16 protein-coding genes and 1 pseudogene are annotated in these 15,833 nt (G+C 49.3%); 16 read left to right on the top strand and 1 reads right to left on the bottom strand.

Features of this window, described 5'->3' with window-relative positions; all coding sequences use genetic code 11:
- Positions 1–746 precede the first annotated feature (746 nt).
- The 16 genes and pseudogenes from ACTQY5_RS00005 to ACTQY5_RS00080 all read left to right on the top strand — a co-directional run bounded on the left by ACTQY5_RS00005 (position 747) and on the right by ACTQY5_RS00080 (position 15,281).
- Entirely contained in the window at positions 747–983 is a 237-nt protein-coding gene (locus tag ACTQY5_RS00005) for a helix-turn-helix domain-containing protein (RefSeq protein ID WP_195839580.1), read from the top strand.
- 105 nt (positions 984–1,088) lie between these two features.
- On the top strand, positions 1,089–1,601 hold the full coding sequence (locus tag ACTQY5_RS00010) for a hypothetical protein (RefSeq protein WP_154487226.1): 513 nt from the start codon (positions 1,089–1,091) through the stop codon (positions 1,599–1,601).
- Positions 1,602–1,767: 166 nt separating this feature from the next.
- Complete coding sequence (locus ACTQY5_RS00015; protein WP_441368591.1) at positions 1,768–2,721, top strand: ATP-binding protein; 954 nt, start codon at positions 1,768–1,770, stop codon at positions 2,719–2,721.
- 14 nt (positions 2,722–2,735) lie between these two features.
- A complete protein-coding gene (locus ACTQY5_RS00020; RefSeq protein WP_441368592.1) occupies positions 2,736–3,269 on the top strand; it encodes a sigma-70 family RNA polymerase sigma factor in 534 nt (177 codons plus the stop codon).
- A gap of 179 nt (positions 3,270–3,448) precedes the next feature.
- Positions 3,449–4,198 (top strand): type I restriction-modification system subunit M N-terminal domain-containing protein, encoded by a 750-nt coding sequence (locus tag ACTQY5_RS00025; RefSeq protein ID WP_441368593.1) that lies wholly within the window; start codon positions 3,449–3,451, stop codon positions 4,196–4,198.
- Positions 4,199–4,526: 328 nt separating this feature from the next.
- Positions 4,527–5,528 carry an ABC-three component system protein gene (locus tag ACTQY5_RS00030; RefSeq protein ID WP_441094355.1) on the top strand — a complete coding sequence of 334 codons (1,002 nt, stop codon included), beginning with the start codon at positions 4,527–4,529 and terminating at the stop codon, positions 5,526–5,528.
- Positions 5,521–6,039 carry an ABC-three component system middle component 2 gene (locus tag ACTQY5_RS00035; RefSeq protein ID WP_279002270.1) on the top strand — a complete coding sequence of 173 codons (519 nt, stop codon included), beginning with the start codon at positions 5,521–5,523 and terminating at the stop codon, positions 6,037–6,039. The genes ACTQY5_RS00030 and ACTQY5_RS00035 overlap by 8 nt, the downstream gene beginning before the upstream one ends.
- Positions 6,040–6,044: 5 nt before the next feature.
- Entirely contained in the window at positions 6,045–7,838 is a 1,794-nt protein-coding gene (locus ACTQY5_RS00040; RefSeq protein ID WP_441094356.1) for a hypothetical protein, read from the top strand.
- 391 nt (positions 7,839–8,229) lie between these two features.
- Positions 8,230–8,844 carry a hypothetical protein gene (locus tag ACTQY5_RS00045; protein ID WP_441094357.1) on the top strand — a complete coding sequence of 205 codons (615 nt, stop codon included), beginning with the start codon at positions 8,230–8,232 and terminating at the stop codon, positions 8,842–8,844.
- A gap of 61 nt (positions 8,845–8,905) precedes the next feature.
- Complete coding sequence (locus tag ACTQY5_RS00050) at positions 8,906–9,703, top strand: phage antirepressor (protein ID WP_441094358.1); 798 nt, start codon at positions 8,906–8,908, stop codon at positions 9,701–9,703.
- Positions 9,690–10,109 (top strand): DUF7768 domain-containing protein, encoded by a 420-nt coding sequence (locus tag ACTQY5_RS00055; protein ID WP_105327463.1) that lies wholly within the window; start codon positions 9,690–9,692, stop codon positions 10,107–10,109. The genes ACTQY5_RS00050 and ACTQY5_RS00055 overlap by 14 nt, the downstream gene beginning before the upstream one ends.
- Positions 10,106–12,394: a phage/plasmid primase, P4 family gene (locus ACTQY5_RS00060; RefSeq protein ID WP_441094359.1), complete on the top strand. Its 2,289-nt coding sequence runs from the start codon at positions 10,106–10,108 to the stop codon at positions 12,392–12,394. Before ACTQY5_RS00055 ends, ACTQY5_RS00060 begins: the two co-directional genes overlap by 4 nt.
- A 477-nt stretch (positions 12,395–12,871) precedes the next feature.
- Positions 12,872–13,195, top strand: a complete 324-nt coding sequence (locus ACTQY5_RS00065; RefSeq protein ID WP_014128939.1) for a hypothetical protein — start codon at positions 12,872–12,874, stop codon at positions 13,193–13,195.
- Complete coding sequence (locus ACTQY5_RS00070) at positions 13,179–13,481, top strand: VRR-NUC domain-containing protein (RefSeq protein ID WP_441094360.1); 303 nt, start codon at positions 13,179–13,181, stop codon at positions 13,479–13,481. Before ACTQY5_RS00065 ends, ACTQY5_RS00070 begins: the two co-directional genes overlap by 17 nt.
- Positions 13,478–14,832 (top strand): annotated as a pseudogene (locus ACTQY5_RS00075) (SNF2-related protein). The gene ACTQY5_RS00070 and the pseudogene ACTQY5_RS00075 overlap by 4 nt, the downstream one beginning before the upstream one ends.
- The gene (locus tag ACTQY5_RS00080; RefSeq protein ID WP_045172485.1) at positions 14,829–15,281 is read left to right on the top strand and encodes a hypothetical protein; all 453 of its coding nucleotides are present in this window, start codon (positions 14,829–14,831) and stop codon (positions 15,279–15,281) included. Before ACTQY5_RS00075 ends, ACTQY5_RS00080 begins: the two are co-directional and overlap by 4 nt.
- Positions 15,282–15,372: 91 nt before the next feature.
- On the opposite strand, the gene ACTQY5_RS00085 is transcribed toward ACTQY5_RS00080, so the two are convergent.
- Positions 15,373–15,801: a hypothetical protein gene (locus ACTQY5_RS00085; protein ID WP_074707500.1), complete on the bottom strand. Its 429-nt coding sequence runs from the start codon at positions 15,799–15,801 to the stop codon at positions 15,373–15,375.
- Positions 15,802–15,833: the final 32 nt, after the last annotated feature.

Raw genomic sequence — 15,833 nt, forward strand, 5'->3', positions numbered from 1 at the left:
TTCCAGCCGTCCAGTGCAGGTAAATTTTCCGGATGTGCCCACGGGCCCTGCGGGCCAGTTCCAGAACCTCCTGCCGTTTGATTGCTTCCATGTCACCGCCTCCTTACACTGGTTAAGAGACGGCAGGGAGGATTTTTTCGGAGGAAATTGGGAAAAGAGGCAGGGACGCTTTTCCGTCTCACGCAGAAGGAGACCATCTGCCGCGGGCAGATGCTTTTGAAGGGAAACGCAGCCCCTGGGGGCTGCTAACCCACCACCATTGCGCAAGCGCAACGGTCCCCCGCCCTTGAAAAGGGCGGATAGTGACACTAGGGCACAGCTCGCGTGTCACAAAAGCAATGGGGCGGAGCCCCGGGCGATGATTCCACCCCGACGAGGAGGATAGTGGGCACGCGGGTTTACGTCATGGCACCCACCGTAAAGCCATGGGGCGGAGCTCCGAGCGTATATCCGCCCTTTTCAAGGGCGGGGGACCGGCCGACAGGCTGGTGGTGGGTTAGCAGCGTCAGCTGCGTCCTTATTCAAAGGAACCCGGGTACGGGTTCCTTCCATAACGACTCACGATGAACGACAAACGATGAACCTGCAAACGCGTCCCATCTGGCCTCCATCGGCCCCCGGCCGGCGGAGCCGTGCCGCCCGGTTCTCCTTTACAGGACACTTGTGTCCTTTGTGTTTACAGAAAATATTTACATTGTATAATAGTATACATAAGTAAAAACTTATCAAAGAAGGAGATGATGCCCATGGCGCAATGCCGCTTACTGTTCACCTGGATGGAAAACAATGATCTGACCATGAAAGAATTTTCCCATATCAGCGGGATTTCCATCCGTACCCTGAGCCGGATGAAAAAAATCGGGAAGGAGCGGAACCCCAACTATGTGCCCTCCCTCAGGACCCTGGAGGTAATCAGCCAGGTGACCGATCTGCGGATCGAAGAGATCCTTACCTTCCAGCCAGAAGACCAGGAGACCGATTGAACAGGCAGGAACCAGTCCTGATGGCTGTCCTCCGCCAGGGGCCCTATGGGATGCCTGGCATTTCATATAGACAGAATTTTTCGAAAGAAAAGGAGATGGGAAAATATGGCTGAACGCCGTATGATCAAACGCCAGATTGTCATGAGTGACATATTCCTGGCCATGAACAACGCTATCCAGCTGCTGTATTATCAGCTGATGCTGGAAGCCGACGACGATGGATTCATTTCCAACCCACTGACCCTGGTGCGGATGGTGGATTCCCGGAAAGAATATCTGGAGGTGCTGGAAGAAAAAGGCTACCTGATCCGGTTCGCTTCCGGGGTGGTACTGGTGAAACACTGGTTCCAGCACAACTACATCCGCCCTGATCGGCACCACGAAAGCGTCCTTCCCGAAAAGAGGTTGGTTACACTGACAAAGGAGAAAATCTATATTCTCAACAGCGAGTGTAATCTTCCGGCTGCCCCTTGCCCTGCGGTTGGCAGGACGGAGGACGGACCGTTGCCCCGACGTCCGGCTGTCAGCAGCCTGTCAGAAGGCTGGCCCCTGGCAGACCGGGAAAGAGAGGAGGAATCCTTCGCCCGGCCCCATTGCAGCTGGGTGGAAGAGGTGTGAGAGGGTGAAAAAACAGCTGGCGGCCATTTGGTATACCAGCTGTCCACCGAATAAGACTAAGAAGAATAGAGTAAAATAACAAGAAAAAGTATGAAAAAGAAAAGTCAAAGCCGGACTTTGACCTTTCAATCCTCTGTCCGTGGACATGGAAGAAAGGAGCCTTATCATGGAAAAACACACAGACCCCGTCAAAGCCAAACCCGCCGAAGGAAAAATCATCTCCGTGCAGAATCTGGTAGGACCGGAAATCCGGCTGCCCGAATCCAAGTACCTCTATTCAGAAATCCACATCCAGCGTGCCCTGAAGGCCCAGGAACTGTGCCGGCAGTGCAGAGGAAAAAAATGTATTCAGCCCACTCCCGGCTACATGCCTTTGGTGGTCTATTACGCCGGTACCGTCCGGGAAGCCATGCATCCCTGTCCCTATGAAAACATCCAGAAGCGGGAATGGCGGAAACAGCATCTGCTGGATCAGGCCGGTCTGCCGGAAATGTTCCGTTCCAGCACCTTTGCAGAATATCAGGTGGACGAGGGGAACCGGAAAGCAGTTGAAACCATCCGGAAAATGGCCGCAGATCCCCAGGAAAACCGGGGCTTTTATCTCCATGGGCCTTCCGGGGTGGGGAAGACCATGCTGGCGGCCCTGTACGCCAAAGAAAAGATCCTCCAGGGAAAAGCTGTCCGGTTCATGACCACCGCCGGCCTTTTGAACCAGCTGCGGCGGAACATTACCGGGGACTGGAACCAGCGGATGGACCGGTACCAGGAAGTCCCCTGCCTGATCCTGGACGATCTGGGCACCGCCAAAGTCACCGAATGGGGGCTGGAGCAGCTGTTCCTCTTGATCGATGCCCGGTATACCGCCAGGCGGCAGACAATTTTTACCAGCAATTTCTCCCTGCCGGAACTCCAGGCCAAACTCCTGGACGCAAAAGGCCGGATTGGAAAAGAAGAAAGCCGGACCATCAACCGTCTCATCAGCCGGATCGCCGGCATGACCCTGGACCTGGAAGCCAAAGGCAGGGACCGGCGGTGGAACCTGGAACGGTGGATTCCCCAGGAAACGGAAAAACGGAAAAAAACGGAACAGTGGGATCTGGACACCAGCCTTTTTGCCTGAAGAAAGGAGCCCTCATGGAAAACGAAGAACTGGCAGCTCTGCTGCCCCAAGCCAAACAGGGGGATCCTAAAGCCCAAATGGCCATCGTTACAGCCTTTCGCCCTTTGGTAAAGAAACTGGCCGGCCAGGAAAAGAACCTGTCTCTGCGGCCGGATCTGGCAAGTACCCTGGTGCTGGGAATCCTGGAAGCCATCGTGAAATATCCGGGAGAAGACGCCAGAAGATTCCCTGGATTTGTGAAAACTCATCTTACCTTTCTGCTGTCCCATTACATCCGGAAAGAGGCGCGCTGGAACAAAATCCAGGAAAAAGTCCAGGTGATGGAAGGAGGCGAATCCAGCTACCAGGAAGATTTTCTTCGGGGAATCCGGAAGGAAGAAATCCTCCGAGCCTTCCGACAGCTCACCCCCAAGGAACGGCTCCTGGTCCGCCAAGCGGCCATCCAGCAAATACCCTGGAAAAAGCTCCAGGAAATCCATCAGTGCCCCCTGTCCACCCTTTACGGCTGGTACCGGAAGGCACTGGAGAAGATGAAGAGGGGAGAGTGAAGAGGGCTCTTGTAAGACGTCAGATGCGGCCCCAAGGGCCAGTCTGACGTTTTTTTGTCTGCCTTTTTGGACAGGGGGTGGGGTATAATAAATTTAACGAAAAAGAGGCTCTGATTCTGTGATACAATAAAAATATCACAAGCAAGCACGCCAAATTATCCTAAAGGAGATTCACAACGATGAGCACTGACGAAAAAAGCCTGGAACAGGTTCTGTGGGATTCTGCCAACGTGATGCGCCAGACCATGGGGGCAGCCTCTTACATGAACTATGCTCTGGGCCTTATTTTTTATAAACATTTGTCCGATAAGACTCTGGAAGCAGCAGCGAATGTGCTGGTGGATGCCGGTGAAGTGGACCCGGAACAGGTGGCCACGGAAGAACAGCGCCAGGCTGTTTATAAGCAATATTACGATGATGAAGACGCCCATGAGGATCTCTTGAGTTCCATGGATATGGACTATAAAATCAAGCCGGATTTCACCTTTGCCGCCCAGATGGACGCCATCCGGAAGCAGACCTTCCAGCTGGAAAACCTGAACCAGGCTTTCCGGGATATTGAACAGTCCAATCCGGACCTGTTGGGCCATCTGTTCGACGATGTGGACCTGTATTCCACCAAGCTGGGATCCACCCCCCAAAAGCGGAATGACATGATCGCCCAGGTGATGACGGCCCTGGCTCCCTTGAACCTGGACAGCCACAGCGGGGATGTGCTGGGGGATGCTTATGAATATCTGATCGGCACTTTTGCCTCCGATATGGGCCAGAAGGCGGGAGAATTCTATACCCCCCAATCGGTTTCCCAGCTGCTGACCCACATTGTGACCTGGGGCCAGGAAGCCAAAAAGGGCTTCAGCGCCTACGAAATGCAAATCCCCGTATTGATAAAAGAACTTTTCGCACCCCAAATCTTGAAAATCGCTTGATATATGGGCTTTTGAAGCATGCCGCTTTGGAGGTCCATTTTTATTTTTCGGCAAAAATCATTTTTAAATTTTCGAGAACCCATTTTCTGAAATTCAAAATGCACAACGTTTGAACGGTAGATTAAAGGGGTATTGTTCTATAGCTTGGTAATCGTTCATGATTTAGATCCTATAGCAGCCCCTGGTAAAATTCACTAGGCATACTGCGGCAGTTTATATTATGAGATCTTTATGTTTGCTACTCCCGACTATGGATATAACCATAAAATGTAGTACAATATTATTACCAATATAAATGCACATTATCGTCTGAAAGAGGTGATAATTCATGCGAGTATATAACTACGCGTCATTTGCTAGAGTGTTTAAAAAAGGTGCATCTCATCCCAGTATGACCAGTGTGGCAAAAATCCTTTTTGAACCTGTTATTACCCTGGGTAATGTACTTAATAGAAATCATGAACCATATTATGTGAATAGTAAGTTAGCTGGTTCATGGTATAAACAAGAAGCCGATATTCCCCGAACTTTGAAAGACGCGGTGGAGAATAAAGATGTTCAATATAGAATTGGGAAATATTTTACTGATAAAGTTCTCGAAGGATACTTAAGTAGCGTGAAAACAGGAGACATGCTAAATGATCTGATTGCACTTATCAAAGATTCCGATTTGCCAGAAGAACAGAGAAGAGATTTAGAAAGATGTTATACCGAGGGGGAGCCAGGCAATTTTTTGGGGAAGGCTTTTTTATATGCTATTTTGCAGGATAATCGAAAAAAAGACCAGCCTGAAGAACCCCCGTCAGAGGCGACACTGGATATCAGTAGTGATCTTGACGCGTTTAACAGAGTTGTCAGAAGATTCAAGAAACCATCTCCGATATCTCCACCATCAACGGTTGCAGATGAAGAGCTAAAGTATGTAAAAGAATTGTTCGGAGTTTATCAGGAAAAAACAGGAGCGAAATGTGAAAGAGCAGAAGACCTTGAGCCGTATCCTAGATTAAAGAAGCACTTTAACCGGCAAAGGAAAGACTATTATCTTGCGGAAACCATCAGACGAGGTTTGAGAGATACGGTTTGTCCAGATGAAACTCAAAATTTTGATTGTTTGAAAGACGAGATATATGAGGGTGTTGTTACAACAGAAGAAAAAGAATATGACTCTGGCTATGATCGCTTGTCAGCGGTAATGGAACATGCTACGTTGATTCAGCTATCCGCCAATCTAAATACACTAACCTTGAACTGGGTTGGTCCAGGAGAGAAAAAAGGTATTTGCCATATGTTGGTAAACGATGATCGTCTTCATTGGATGGAGGGTGATTAAACTGAAAACTGGAACTTTTGATTTGTCTGGTATACGGAAATCTGCGCCGCAGGAAACCGAAACAAACAAACATAAGCTTTTCAATACTTCTTTCGAAATGGCAATGAGGATTCTTCTTTTGACAAGCTGTTTACCAGAAATGTGTTTTTCCAGGACGAGACTTGTTGTTCTTGATTTTATGAGCTGCTACGCAAAAAACTTTGATTTGTTATCCAGAAACCTACACGGTGATAATGATTTTATGTACGCAGAAATGGCTGGTAGACAATCTCTTGTAGTGGAAGCAATAAAAAAATTGGTTCGGCAGGAAATACTGGAAGTGCGAATTGACAAGGGATATTTCTATAAAATAACAAACTATGGGATACAGCTATCAAGCAAATTTAGCAGCACATATGCAAAAGAATATTGTACAGCAGCAGCTCTAGCCCTCCAAAAGTATGGCTATAAAAGTGATGAAAAATTACTCAATATAATCCATACTCGTTCTATTAAAAATATAAAGGAGTAATATTAATGTTTTATATAAAATGGCTTAAGATTACTGCAAATGACGGTGAGTCAAGACTGATGTTCGAACCAGGGCTAAATATTATCTATGGGCCTTCCAATTCTGGTAAAAGCATGGTCCTTGATTGCATTGATTATATGATGGGAGCAAAAGAAAGCAGCTTTGATTCAAACCTAAAGGTACAGAATGTTGCGATTGGCATAGATGCTAATGGCAATGCGCTTTCTATAAGCAGAGAAGTGAATTCCCAAGAGTTTGAAGTGATAAGTCATGTAGAAGGAATAGATTCAGGCACATATAAAATGAAACCTTCTAAGAAATTTGGGGCTATAAACAGCGTATGGCTGATGCTCATGGGAATTTCAACAGATATCAGGATTATTAATTCGCAGGAAGGAAAGTCTCAGTCTCTCACAGCTCGAACTTTTTATCATACCTATATGATAGATGAAGATCGGATTCACAATAAAGCCAGTATCTTGAAAGGGAAGGGACCAAATAATAGTGTTAGTACTTCAACTTTAACAGCATTATTATACCTGGGCACGGGAAATAATTATCTCCCTAAAGATTCTTTTATTGATCCTAAAATAAAAAAAGCAAAAGATGAAAGTGTAAAGGGTGTAGTAGATCGTGGTATGGGATTTTTAGAAATGCAAAAGTCATCTTTTGATGAGATACAACCTTCAATGCAGCCTGATGAATTAAGACAAAAAATTGATCAGACAATTGATGAAATCGGTGCAACAAAGGGAATCCTCAAAGATGTATTACATTCGCGTAAGGTGATAGGGGACGAACTTAATAAGGTAATTGATGAGATGGCTGAGGATGAAGTATTGTTAGAACGTAATGATCGACTTTTATTACAGTATCAGTCGGACGTAAAACGACTGACGTTTATTGCGGAAGGGAATATCATTTCTCAGGATCTTAAACCTTCAGTAAGGTGTCCTTTTTGTAATGGGGAACTTCCACATGAACATAAAGAAGATTGTATCGGTGCGGCCATAAACGAAGTACAGAAAATAGAGAAACAGGTCAAAGATTTGCAGTCCGTTCAAAAGGCGCTAAAAGAGGAATACTCGGTTTTAACTAAGAGAAAAGAAAATTTATTTGAACAGTCTGAAGAACAGAGTGTAAAAATTAGTGGTGAACTTAATCCCAAAATTAAACGGCTGAAAGAACAACTTGACGAGTATCAGAGCTCTTTACGGTTTTATGAAATGCAAGAAATGATTACGAGTTTTTCCGGTTTTCTCAAAGAGGAACGGGATGCTGTGGAAAGTTCTACAATTACGAATAATCAGTTGAATGCAAAAGAAAAATTTAAGGAGGTGTTCCAGAAGCTCTTAGATGCAGAACTTAAAGATTTATTGGTACAGTGTGCCTATCAGAATTACATAGACTCTCATTTTGATATTGCTTCTTGCGATGTTGTGGTTAATGGACATAAGAAAAAAAGTCAAGGAAAGGGATTCCGGGCCTTTTTAAATACGATTTTGGCAGTTGCTATACAGAACTGTCTGGAAAAGATGGGGCATTATCATCCAGCTCTACTTATTGTTGACTCACCAATTCTTACATTAAAAGAAAAGGATGTGAGCAAGGATGAATTCGTTCCTGATCCAATGAAGTCGGGCTTGTTTAGGTACTTTGTGGAAAGAAAATCTCCTCCTCAGACAATCATTATTGAAAATGAAATTCCTGCAATCGATTATGGAAAAGCAAACCTTATCCGGTTTACCAAAGACAGTAAGACTGGTAGATATGGATTGATAGAGGGATACCAAGAATAAATATTTTGGGAAGTGCTGAATGGATCAGTGCATCCTTAGGCTACTCACGAACAGTGGGTAGCCTATTTTTTTATGTTTTTAAAAAGGAATTTTATATCCATTTTACCTCACTTTATGTCAATTACAGAATTTGGGTTCTGAGATAGACTTTAAGCAAGCAAGGGAGAAAATCCCAAGCAAAAAAAATCTCTGTAGTCCGAGATGCGCATGAGGACGATGGGATGCATAGACAGTTCTGGATCACCGCAGTGATGCGGTGGACAGGACTGGAAATGCCCCCACCGTTTGTTCCCGTGCGCCATTTTGGCATTTTGGGACCTGTGGGGGACTTTCCCCGCAGGTCTTTTTGGCATCCTTTCGTCCCCTGGCACGGACGGAAAGGATGCCAAAAATGAAAATCAGAGTCAAACACTACAGTTGGGATGAATCGAAAGCACCAGTGGTCACGGTAGTGGAAGTCCCTGAAGGTGACTGCCAGATCATGATCGAGAGGGATTACGAACTGAGAAAACAGGCGGCAAAGGAAGGGGAAGAAGTTACCCGGCGCAGCGCCCAGGAAATCATGGACGAAGAATTCAACAAGCCCCTCTATAACGACTGGCGCAGGGAACATCGGAGAAGAACAGAGTGCCCGGACTACCAGGAACGGAATGAAAAGGACGAGGCTTTGATGAATCCCATCGAGGCAGTCCCTGATACGTACACCTGCACTGTTGCTGGAAGCGGGTGCAGCCGGAACGGAATCTCCATGCCAGATATGAATACTGTCAGCCGAGATGCAACGGAACGGGATCGCAAGGCTAGCGAAGAAAAAGTCCGTCAGGAAATCCATACGGTGCTGGTGAACAAGCCGGAGTGGGAAGATGCGGTAATCTCTGTCTATCTCAACGAAGAATCCATCCGGGGATACTCCATCAGAATCGGTGCCAATGAAAACAACATCACCCAGAAGCTGAAGCGGGCAAGAAAAAAGTTGCAGGAAGTTTTTGGAAACCGTCAGATTTGATGGATTGCCGTGGCTACAAAGTGGGAGGCAACTCCCAACTACATACAGGGAGGTCAGCAAGATGACTGATATGAAAAATTTTATTTATAACGGAATGAACGTGCGTACGGCTGTTGTAAACGGGGAATCCTGGTTCGTAGCTGCGGACATATGCCGCATCCTGGATATCGGCAATCCGAGCGATGCACTCTCGAGACTGGATGACGATGAGAAGAATACCCTCGTTTTAACCGAGGGTATTCCGGGGAATCCCGAAAAACGTGTGGTCAATGAAGCAGGTCTCTACACGCTGATTCTCAGAAGCCGGAAACCGGAAGCCAGGGCATTTAAGCGTTGGGTGACGCATGAAGTCCTTCCAGCCATCCGAAAAACAGGCATTTATGCTACAGAAGCCATCCTGGATAATCCGGATCTTGCGATTGCAGCTCTTACAAAGCTTAAAGAGGAACGGAATAGGGCAAGGGAACTGGCACAGATAAATGCCGCTCAACAGCAGCAGCTTGCGGAGCTCCGGCCAAAGGCTACGTACTTCGATCTGGTCCTGCAGTGTAGGGAGCTGGTGAGCACATCGACCATTGCCAAGGACTATGGATGGTCTGCAAACCGCATGAACCAGTGGCTCCATGAACACGGGATCCAGTACAAACAGGGCAATATTTGGCTGCTTTACCAGGCTTATGCTCCCATGGGATACACCTCGACAAAGACCTTCAATATCCCGGACGGAAACGGCGTCCTGCATAATCGTGTCCATACCTATTGGACACAGAAAGGTCGGCTGTTCATCTATCGGCTGATGACTGAGGAAGGAAACTATCCCCTGATCGAAAAGGAGTGTGGCATTTATGGACATGCATAACCAGGAACACTATCCGGATCCGACTCCGCAGAGAGCCCTCAGTGCTGTCGAAGCCCAGCGGAAGGCACTCCGGGCTTACCGGCCTCTCGTATATATCTGTTCCCCGTATTCCGGGGCAACGGATAAAAATATCCTGGCAGCAAGGCGGTACTGCCGCTTTGCCTTTGAAGAAGGGTACTTGCCCTTGGCTCCGCATCTCCTCTTTCCTCAGTTCCTGGATGACCGGGATCCAAAGGAACGGGAGGCAGGGCTCCATTTCGGCAACATCCTGATGGGCCTTTGCCGGGAAGTGTGGGTATTCGGGGATACCATATCTCCTGGCATGGATGCGGAGATTCGGCGGGCCAGATGGAAGAACTATCGGCTGAGATTCTTTAACGAAACCCTCGAGGAGGCAGAAAAATGAGATTTACGATTTACACGGCTGACTGTACCGGCAACGAACGAAATGCCATATATCCTAATAAAGCAGTCATCACAAGCAGCAGGGAACTGGGGACGGCTGCTGCTTTCGACCACGTTTGTGCGGCCTATAAGGACAACTACCGGAGCCGGGATAACTTCCTGGCTTCCGATGTGGCGGTGATGGACTGCGACAACGACCATACGGAAAATCCGAAGGAGTGGGTGACGGGAGAAAAGCTCCTTGCCATGCTGCCAAACGTGGCTGTGGCCATCGTCCCGTCCCGGAATAGCGGGAAAGCCAAGGAAGGCCGGAAAGCCCGGCCCCGGTTCCATGCGTATTTTCCCATCACCGAAGTGCAGGACGAAAAAGCCTATACGGCCCTGAAGCAGGGGATCCGGGAAGAGTTTCCCTTCTTCGACGCCCAGGCTCTGGATGCAGCCCGGTTCCTGTATGGCACGGAAGTGGTGCCGGAAGCTATCTTATGGCAGGAAGGGAAGCAAACCATCACGGATTTTCTGGCCGGCCTGGGACCTTTGGAACCCGACCAGACGGAACCTCCCTTCTATACCGGGAGTTCTATCCCGGAAGGCAACCGGAACAACACCATGTCCCACTTTGCCGGCCGGGTGCTGAAGCGGTATGGGGATACGGAAAAAGCCTACGAAGCCTACCTGCAGCGGGCTGAGAATTGCGAACCGCGGCTTCCGGAAAAAGAGCTGGACACCATCTGGAAAAGTGCCCTGAAGTTCTTCCGGAACAAAATCCAGCAAAGCGAGGGGTATGTGCCCCCGGATGAATACAACAAAGCTGTTGGCCACCCGTCCCTCCAGCCGGATGACTTCTCGGATATCGGGGAAGCCAAAGTCCTGGCCCGGACCTGTATGGGACGCCTTCGGTACACCAGTGCTACGAAGTACATCGCCTACGTGGGTAATCACTGGGATGAAGATGAACATAAGCCTCTGGGCGTCATCGAGGACTTTATGGATGACCAGCTGGCAGACGCCGAAGAAAAGATCCGCCAGGCAGAAGATGACCTGACCGCCATCGGGATCTCCCGGGAAGACGTGAAGTCCAGAAGCAAGACCCTGGCCAACCAGATTCCCGGGGAAAAAGTCCATTTGCTGACGGCCCTTCTCAGCGCGGATGCTTACAAGAAATTCGTCATGAAAAACCGGAACTACAAGAACATTCTCAATGTCCAGAATGCCGCCACCCCCATGCTGGCCCTGGATGTTTCCGAGCTGGACTATGATCCGGAACTTTTGAACACCCCGGAAGCCACCTACGACCTTTCCAAAGGGATGCATGGAAAACGGCCCCATGACCCGGATGACATGATCACCAAAGTCACCGCCTGCTCTCCCGGAACCCAGGGAGGAAACATGTGGCAGGAAAGCCTGGACCTGTTCTTCTGCAAGGACCAGGAGCTGATCCGGTACGTGCAGCAGATCGTGGGGATGGCCGCAGTGGGCCGAGTCTATGCCGAACAGATGATTATCGCCTATGGCGGCGGGGCCAACGGGAAATCCACCTTCTGGAACACCATCGCCAGGGTGCTGGGGTTGTATTCCGGCAAGATTTCCGCCGAGACCATGACCATGAACTGCCGGCGAAACGTAAAACCGGAAATTGCAGAACTGAAAGGGAAGCGGCTGATCATCGCTTCCGAACTGGAAGAAGGCCAGCGGCTCAATACGGGGATGGTGAAGCAGATCTGTTCTGTGGACCCCATCGAAGCGGAGAAGAAGTTCAAGACTCCCTTCCATTTCGTCCCCTCCCACACACTGGTCCTTTACACCAACCACCTGCCGAAAGTGGCCGCCAACGATGACGGCACCTGGCGGAGGCTGATTATCATTCCCTTCAACGCTAGGATTACCCGGAAAAACGACATCAAGAACTATTCGGACTACCTGTTCGAACAAGCCGGGCCGGCCATTTTGAAGTGGGTCATTGAAGGCGCGGAAGCTGCCATCCGGAAGAAGTTCAAGATTGAGGAACCGGAAGCCGTGCGGAAAGCGGTAGAGAAATACCGGGAGGACAACGATTGGCTGGGACAATTCCTGGACGCCCATTGTGACATGGATCCCTCCTTCACGGAGAAGTCGGGGGATTTGTACCAGCAGTACCGGATCGTCTGTATGCAGACGGGTGAATACACTAGAAGCACTTCGGATTTCTATGGGAATCTGGAGAAGGCGGGGTTCTTCCGTCACAAGACGAAGAAAGGAATCGTTGTTCACGGGCTGCGGTTGAAAGAAGGACAGGATTTTCTGGACTAAAAGGTGCAGGTGGGTGCAGGTCTACTACTGACAGTCCTAAAGAAGAATTTTTAAAAGAGTTCTATATAAAGGTATGTTAGAGACCTTCACCACCTGCACCCCATGGGATTTATGGAAAAATCTAAAAGGTGCAGGTGGGTGCAGGTCTACTACTGACAGTCCTAAAGAAGAATTTTTTAAGAAGTTCTATATAAAGGTATGTTGAAGACCTTCACCACCTGCACCCCATGGGATTTATGGAAAAATCTAAAAGGTGCAGGTGGGTGCAGGTCTACTACTGACAGTTCTAAAGAAGAATTTTTAAAAGAGTTCTATATAAAGGTATGCTGGAGACCTTCACCACCTGCACCTTATGAAAAGTGACAGTAGTGACACTCTCACCTGAAAGTCCTAAAGAAGATTTTAAAAAAGGATCTATAGAGAGGGTATGTTGAAGAGTGTCACCACCGTCACTCCCATACTGAAGGAGGAAAAGCGATGATCAACAAGAAAGAACGGACGATTGAACTGTACAAACTGGTGGGAGCCGAAATGCGGCTGTTCCGGACATTGGGTGGAAATCTTGCCATCCACATGTCTCAGGTCCTTTTGTCTACAGATACGGACAAATTCATGCGGGTCCTGCAAAAGATTGATGAAGTGCGGTCCCGGGCGGAAGACAATATGTTCCATGACCATCCGGAAGTCAGCAATGACTATCTGAATGTGTTTTACGGAGACCTGAAGCATGAACCCAGAACCCCGGTGGATGCGGAAGTGATGGCAAAGGCAAAGGAGGCAGCAGATGTCCTTTTTAAATGAGAAACAAGTAGAACTGAAGCTGGTGACGGAAACGAGGAAGAAAGGCGGACTGGCTGTGAAGTTCGTTTCCCCTTCCTTTTCCGGCATGCCGGACCGGCTGGTCCTTCTTCCTGGTGGGAAGCTGGCCTTTGTGGAAGTGAAGGCACCGGGGAAGAAACCACGGGTTCTGCAGGTGAAAAGGCACGAAAAGCTTCGGGAGCTGGGGTTCCGGGTGTTCGTCCTGGATGCCCTGGAAGATATCCCCGGGCTGCTGCAGACCATCGCGGAAAGAGGTGATGCCCAATGAAGTTCATACCCCATGCATACCAGACCTATGCCATCGAGTACATCAAGACCCACCCGGTGACGGCTCTCCTGCTGGATATGGGCTTAGGTTCGGCAAGACGGTGACGACCTTGACGGCTATTCGGGATTTGATGTATGACTCCTTTGAAGTCCACCGGGTTTTGATCGTGGCCCCCCTCAGAGTAGCGAGAGATACTTGGCCGGAAGAACTCCGGAAATGGGACCACCTGAAGGAGCTCACCTGCAGCGTGGTGGTAGGGTCCGTGACGGAACGGCGGCGGGCTCTCCAGAAACCTGCGGATCTATACATCGTGAACCGGGAGAACCTGGTGTGGCTTTGCAAGAACTGCCGGCTGGATTTTGATATGGTGGTCCTGGACGAACTGTCGTCTTTCAAGAACCAGCAGGCCCAGCGGTTCAAAGCCATGAAGGCCCTGCGGCCCAAGGTGAAACGGATCGTGGGCCTCACGGGGACTCCCAGCGGCAACGGCCTTATGGACCTGTGGGCGGAGTTCCGGCTCCTGGACATGGGAGAGCGGCTGGGGAGATACATCAGCCAGTACCGGAACACCTATTTCCAGCCGGACAAACGGAACGGGATGGTGGTGTTTTCCTACAAGCCCTTGCCGGGAGCAGAGGACGCCATCTACAAAAAGATCGCGGACATCACCGTGTCCATGAAAGCCACAGACTATTTGCAGATGCCGGACCTGGTGCGTGTGAAAACCGAGGTTAATCTTTCGGACTCGGAGCGGAAGCGGTATAATGACTTCAAAAAGTCTCTCATGCTGGAACTGCCGGGAGGCGAGGTGACGGCAGCCAATGCGGCCTCCCTTACGCTGAAGTTGACCCAAATGGCCAACGGAGCCATCTACACCGATGACGGAAAGACCATCCATCTCCATGACCGAAAGCTTGATGCCCTGGAAGACCTGGTGGAAAGCGCCAATGGCCGGCCGGTCCTTGTGGCCTACTGGTTCCGGCACGACCGGGAACGGATCTGTCAGAGGATGGAAGCCAGGGAACTGAAGGAGAGCAGGGACTTTGCCGACTGGAACGCCGGGAAGATCCCGGTGGCCCTGATCCATCCGGCTTCTGCCGGGCACGGCCTCAACCTGCAGCAGGGCGGGTCCATCCTGATCTGGTTCGGGCTCACCTGGAGTTTGGAACTCTACCAGCAGACGGTGGCCCGGCTCTGGCGGCAGGGACAAACCAGCCGGACGGTGATCGTCCAGCACATTGTGACGAAAGGCACCATGGACGAACGGATCCTGAAGGCCCTGGAGAAGAAAGACAGTTCCCAGGCGGATCTCATTGAAGCCGTCAAAGCGGATTTGGAGGGAAAAGCATGAACGCGAAAGAGTACTTGCAACAGGGATTCTACCTGGATAAGAAAATAGAGAGCAATCTTCGGGAAGTGGCCGAGCTCCGGCATCTTTGCCTGGGCATCTCAGCAGCCGGGCTGGAAGAAAGCCACAACCCCAACCGGCCCACGGAAGCCCCCTTCGTCCGGACCATCGAGAAGATCTGGGAGCGGGAGCAGGAAATCAACCGGGAAGTGGACCGGCTGGTGGACCTGAAGTATGAGATTGGCCAGGTCATCGACCGGGTGGAAGACGAAGCCCAGCGGCTGGTCCTCCGGGACCGGTACATCCACTTCGATGCCTGGGAGGACATTGCCCGGAGCATGGGCAAAGGGATCCGGTGGATCTACGCCGTCCACAGTGATGGGGTGGCGGCCGTTGAAAAAATTTTGGAGGAGCGCAGTACATTGCAGGAAAATGCAGTAGCGAAACACTAGAATTCAACAGGCCCTTCGTGGTATGATAGAATCACGAGAAAAGGGAATAAAGTGAAGCCTTGCAGGATGTAAGAATCCTACAAGGCTTTTTTTATGCAAGGGAGTAGACTTTTTCAGGAATCTTCCCCGTTTCTTGATATTCCCTAAAAGCATTATCAAGAAGCCGAAGGGCTATGAAATCAAACGTTTTTGTGTTGGCAGAATCTGAGTAAAATTTCCAGGCGAATCGAGAGTTATCTATTTCGATTAAACCTTTTTCCACTGCATTGCATACTATATCAATACAAGAAATATAGACGGGTTTAGTAACCAGCTTTTTCCTGCCAGATGGCATCTTCTTTATCTTTTGATGGATTTCTGGACCGACAAAACATTTCTTTGGGATCAGGATAGAACCATCAAGTGTGTAATCATCGTTCGTACATTCAGGGAGGTTCCAGTTGAAGGCACCATATGCGTAGAGCACATAGGTATTATCTTCATTTACTTTTTTTGCGATACCGCCGTAACCCAGACTCATGAGGTGCGCTCCTTCCCATTGTCTTTCTTATT

Origin of the sequence: Acidaminococcus sp. HCP3S3_H5, from assembly GCF_052122235.1 — a bacterium.
In the GTDB taxonomy this organism is placed as follows: Bacteria; Bacillota; Negativicutes; order Acidaminococcales; family Acidaminococcaceae; genus Acidaminococcus.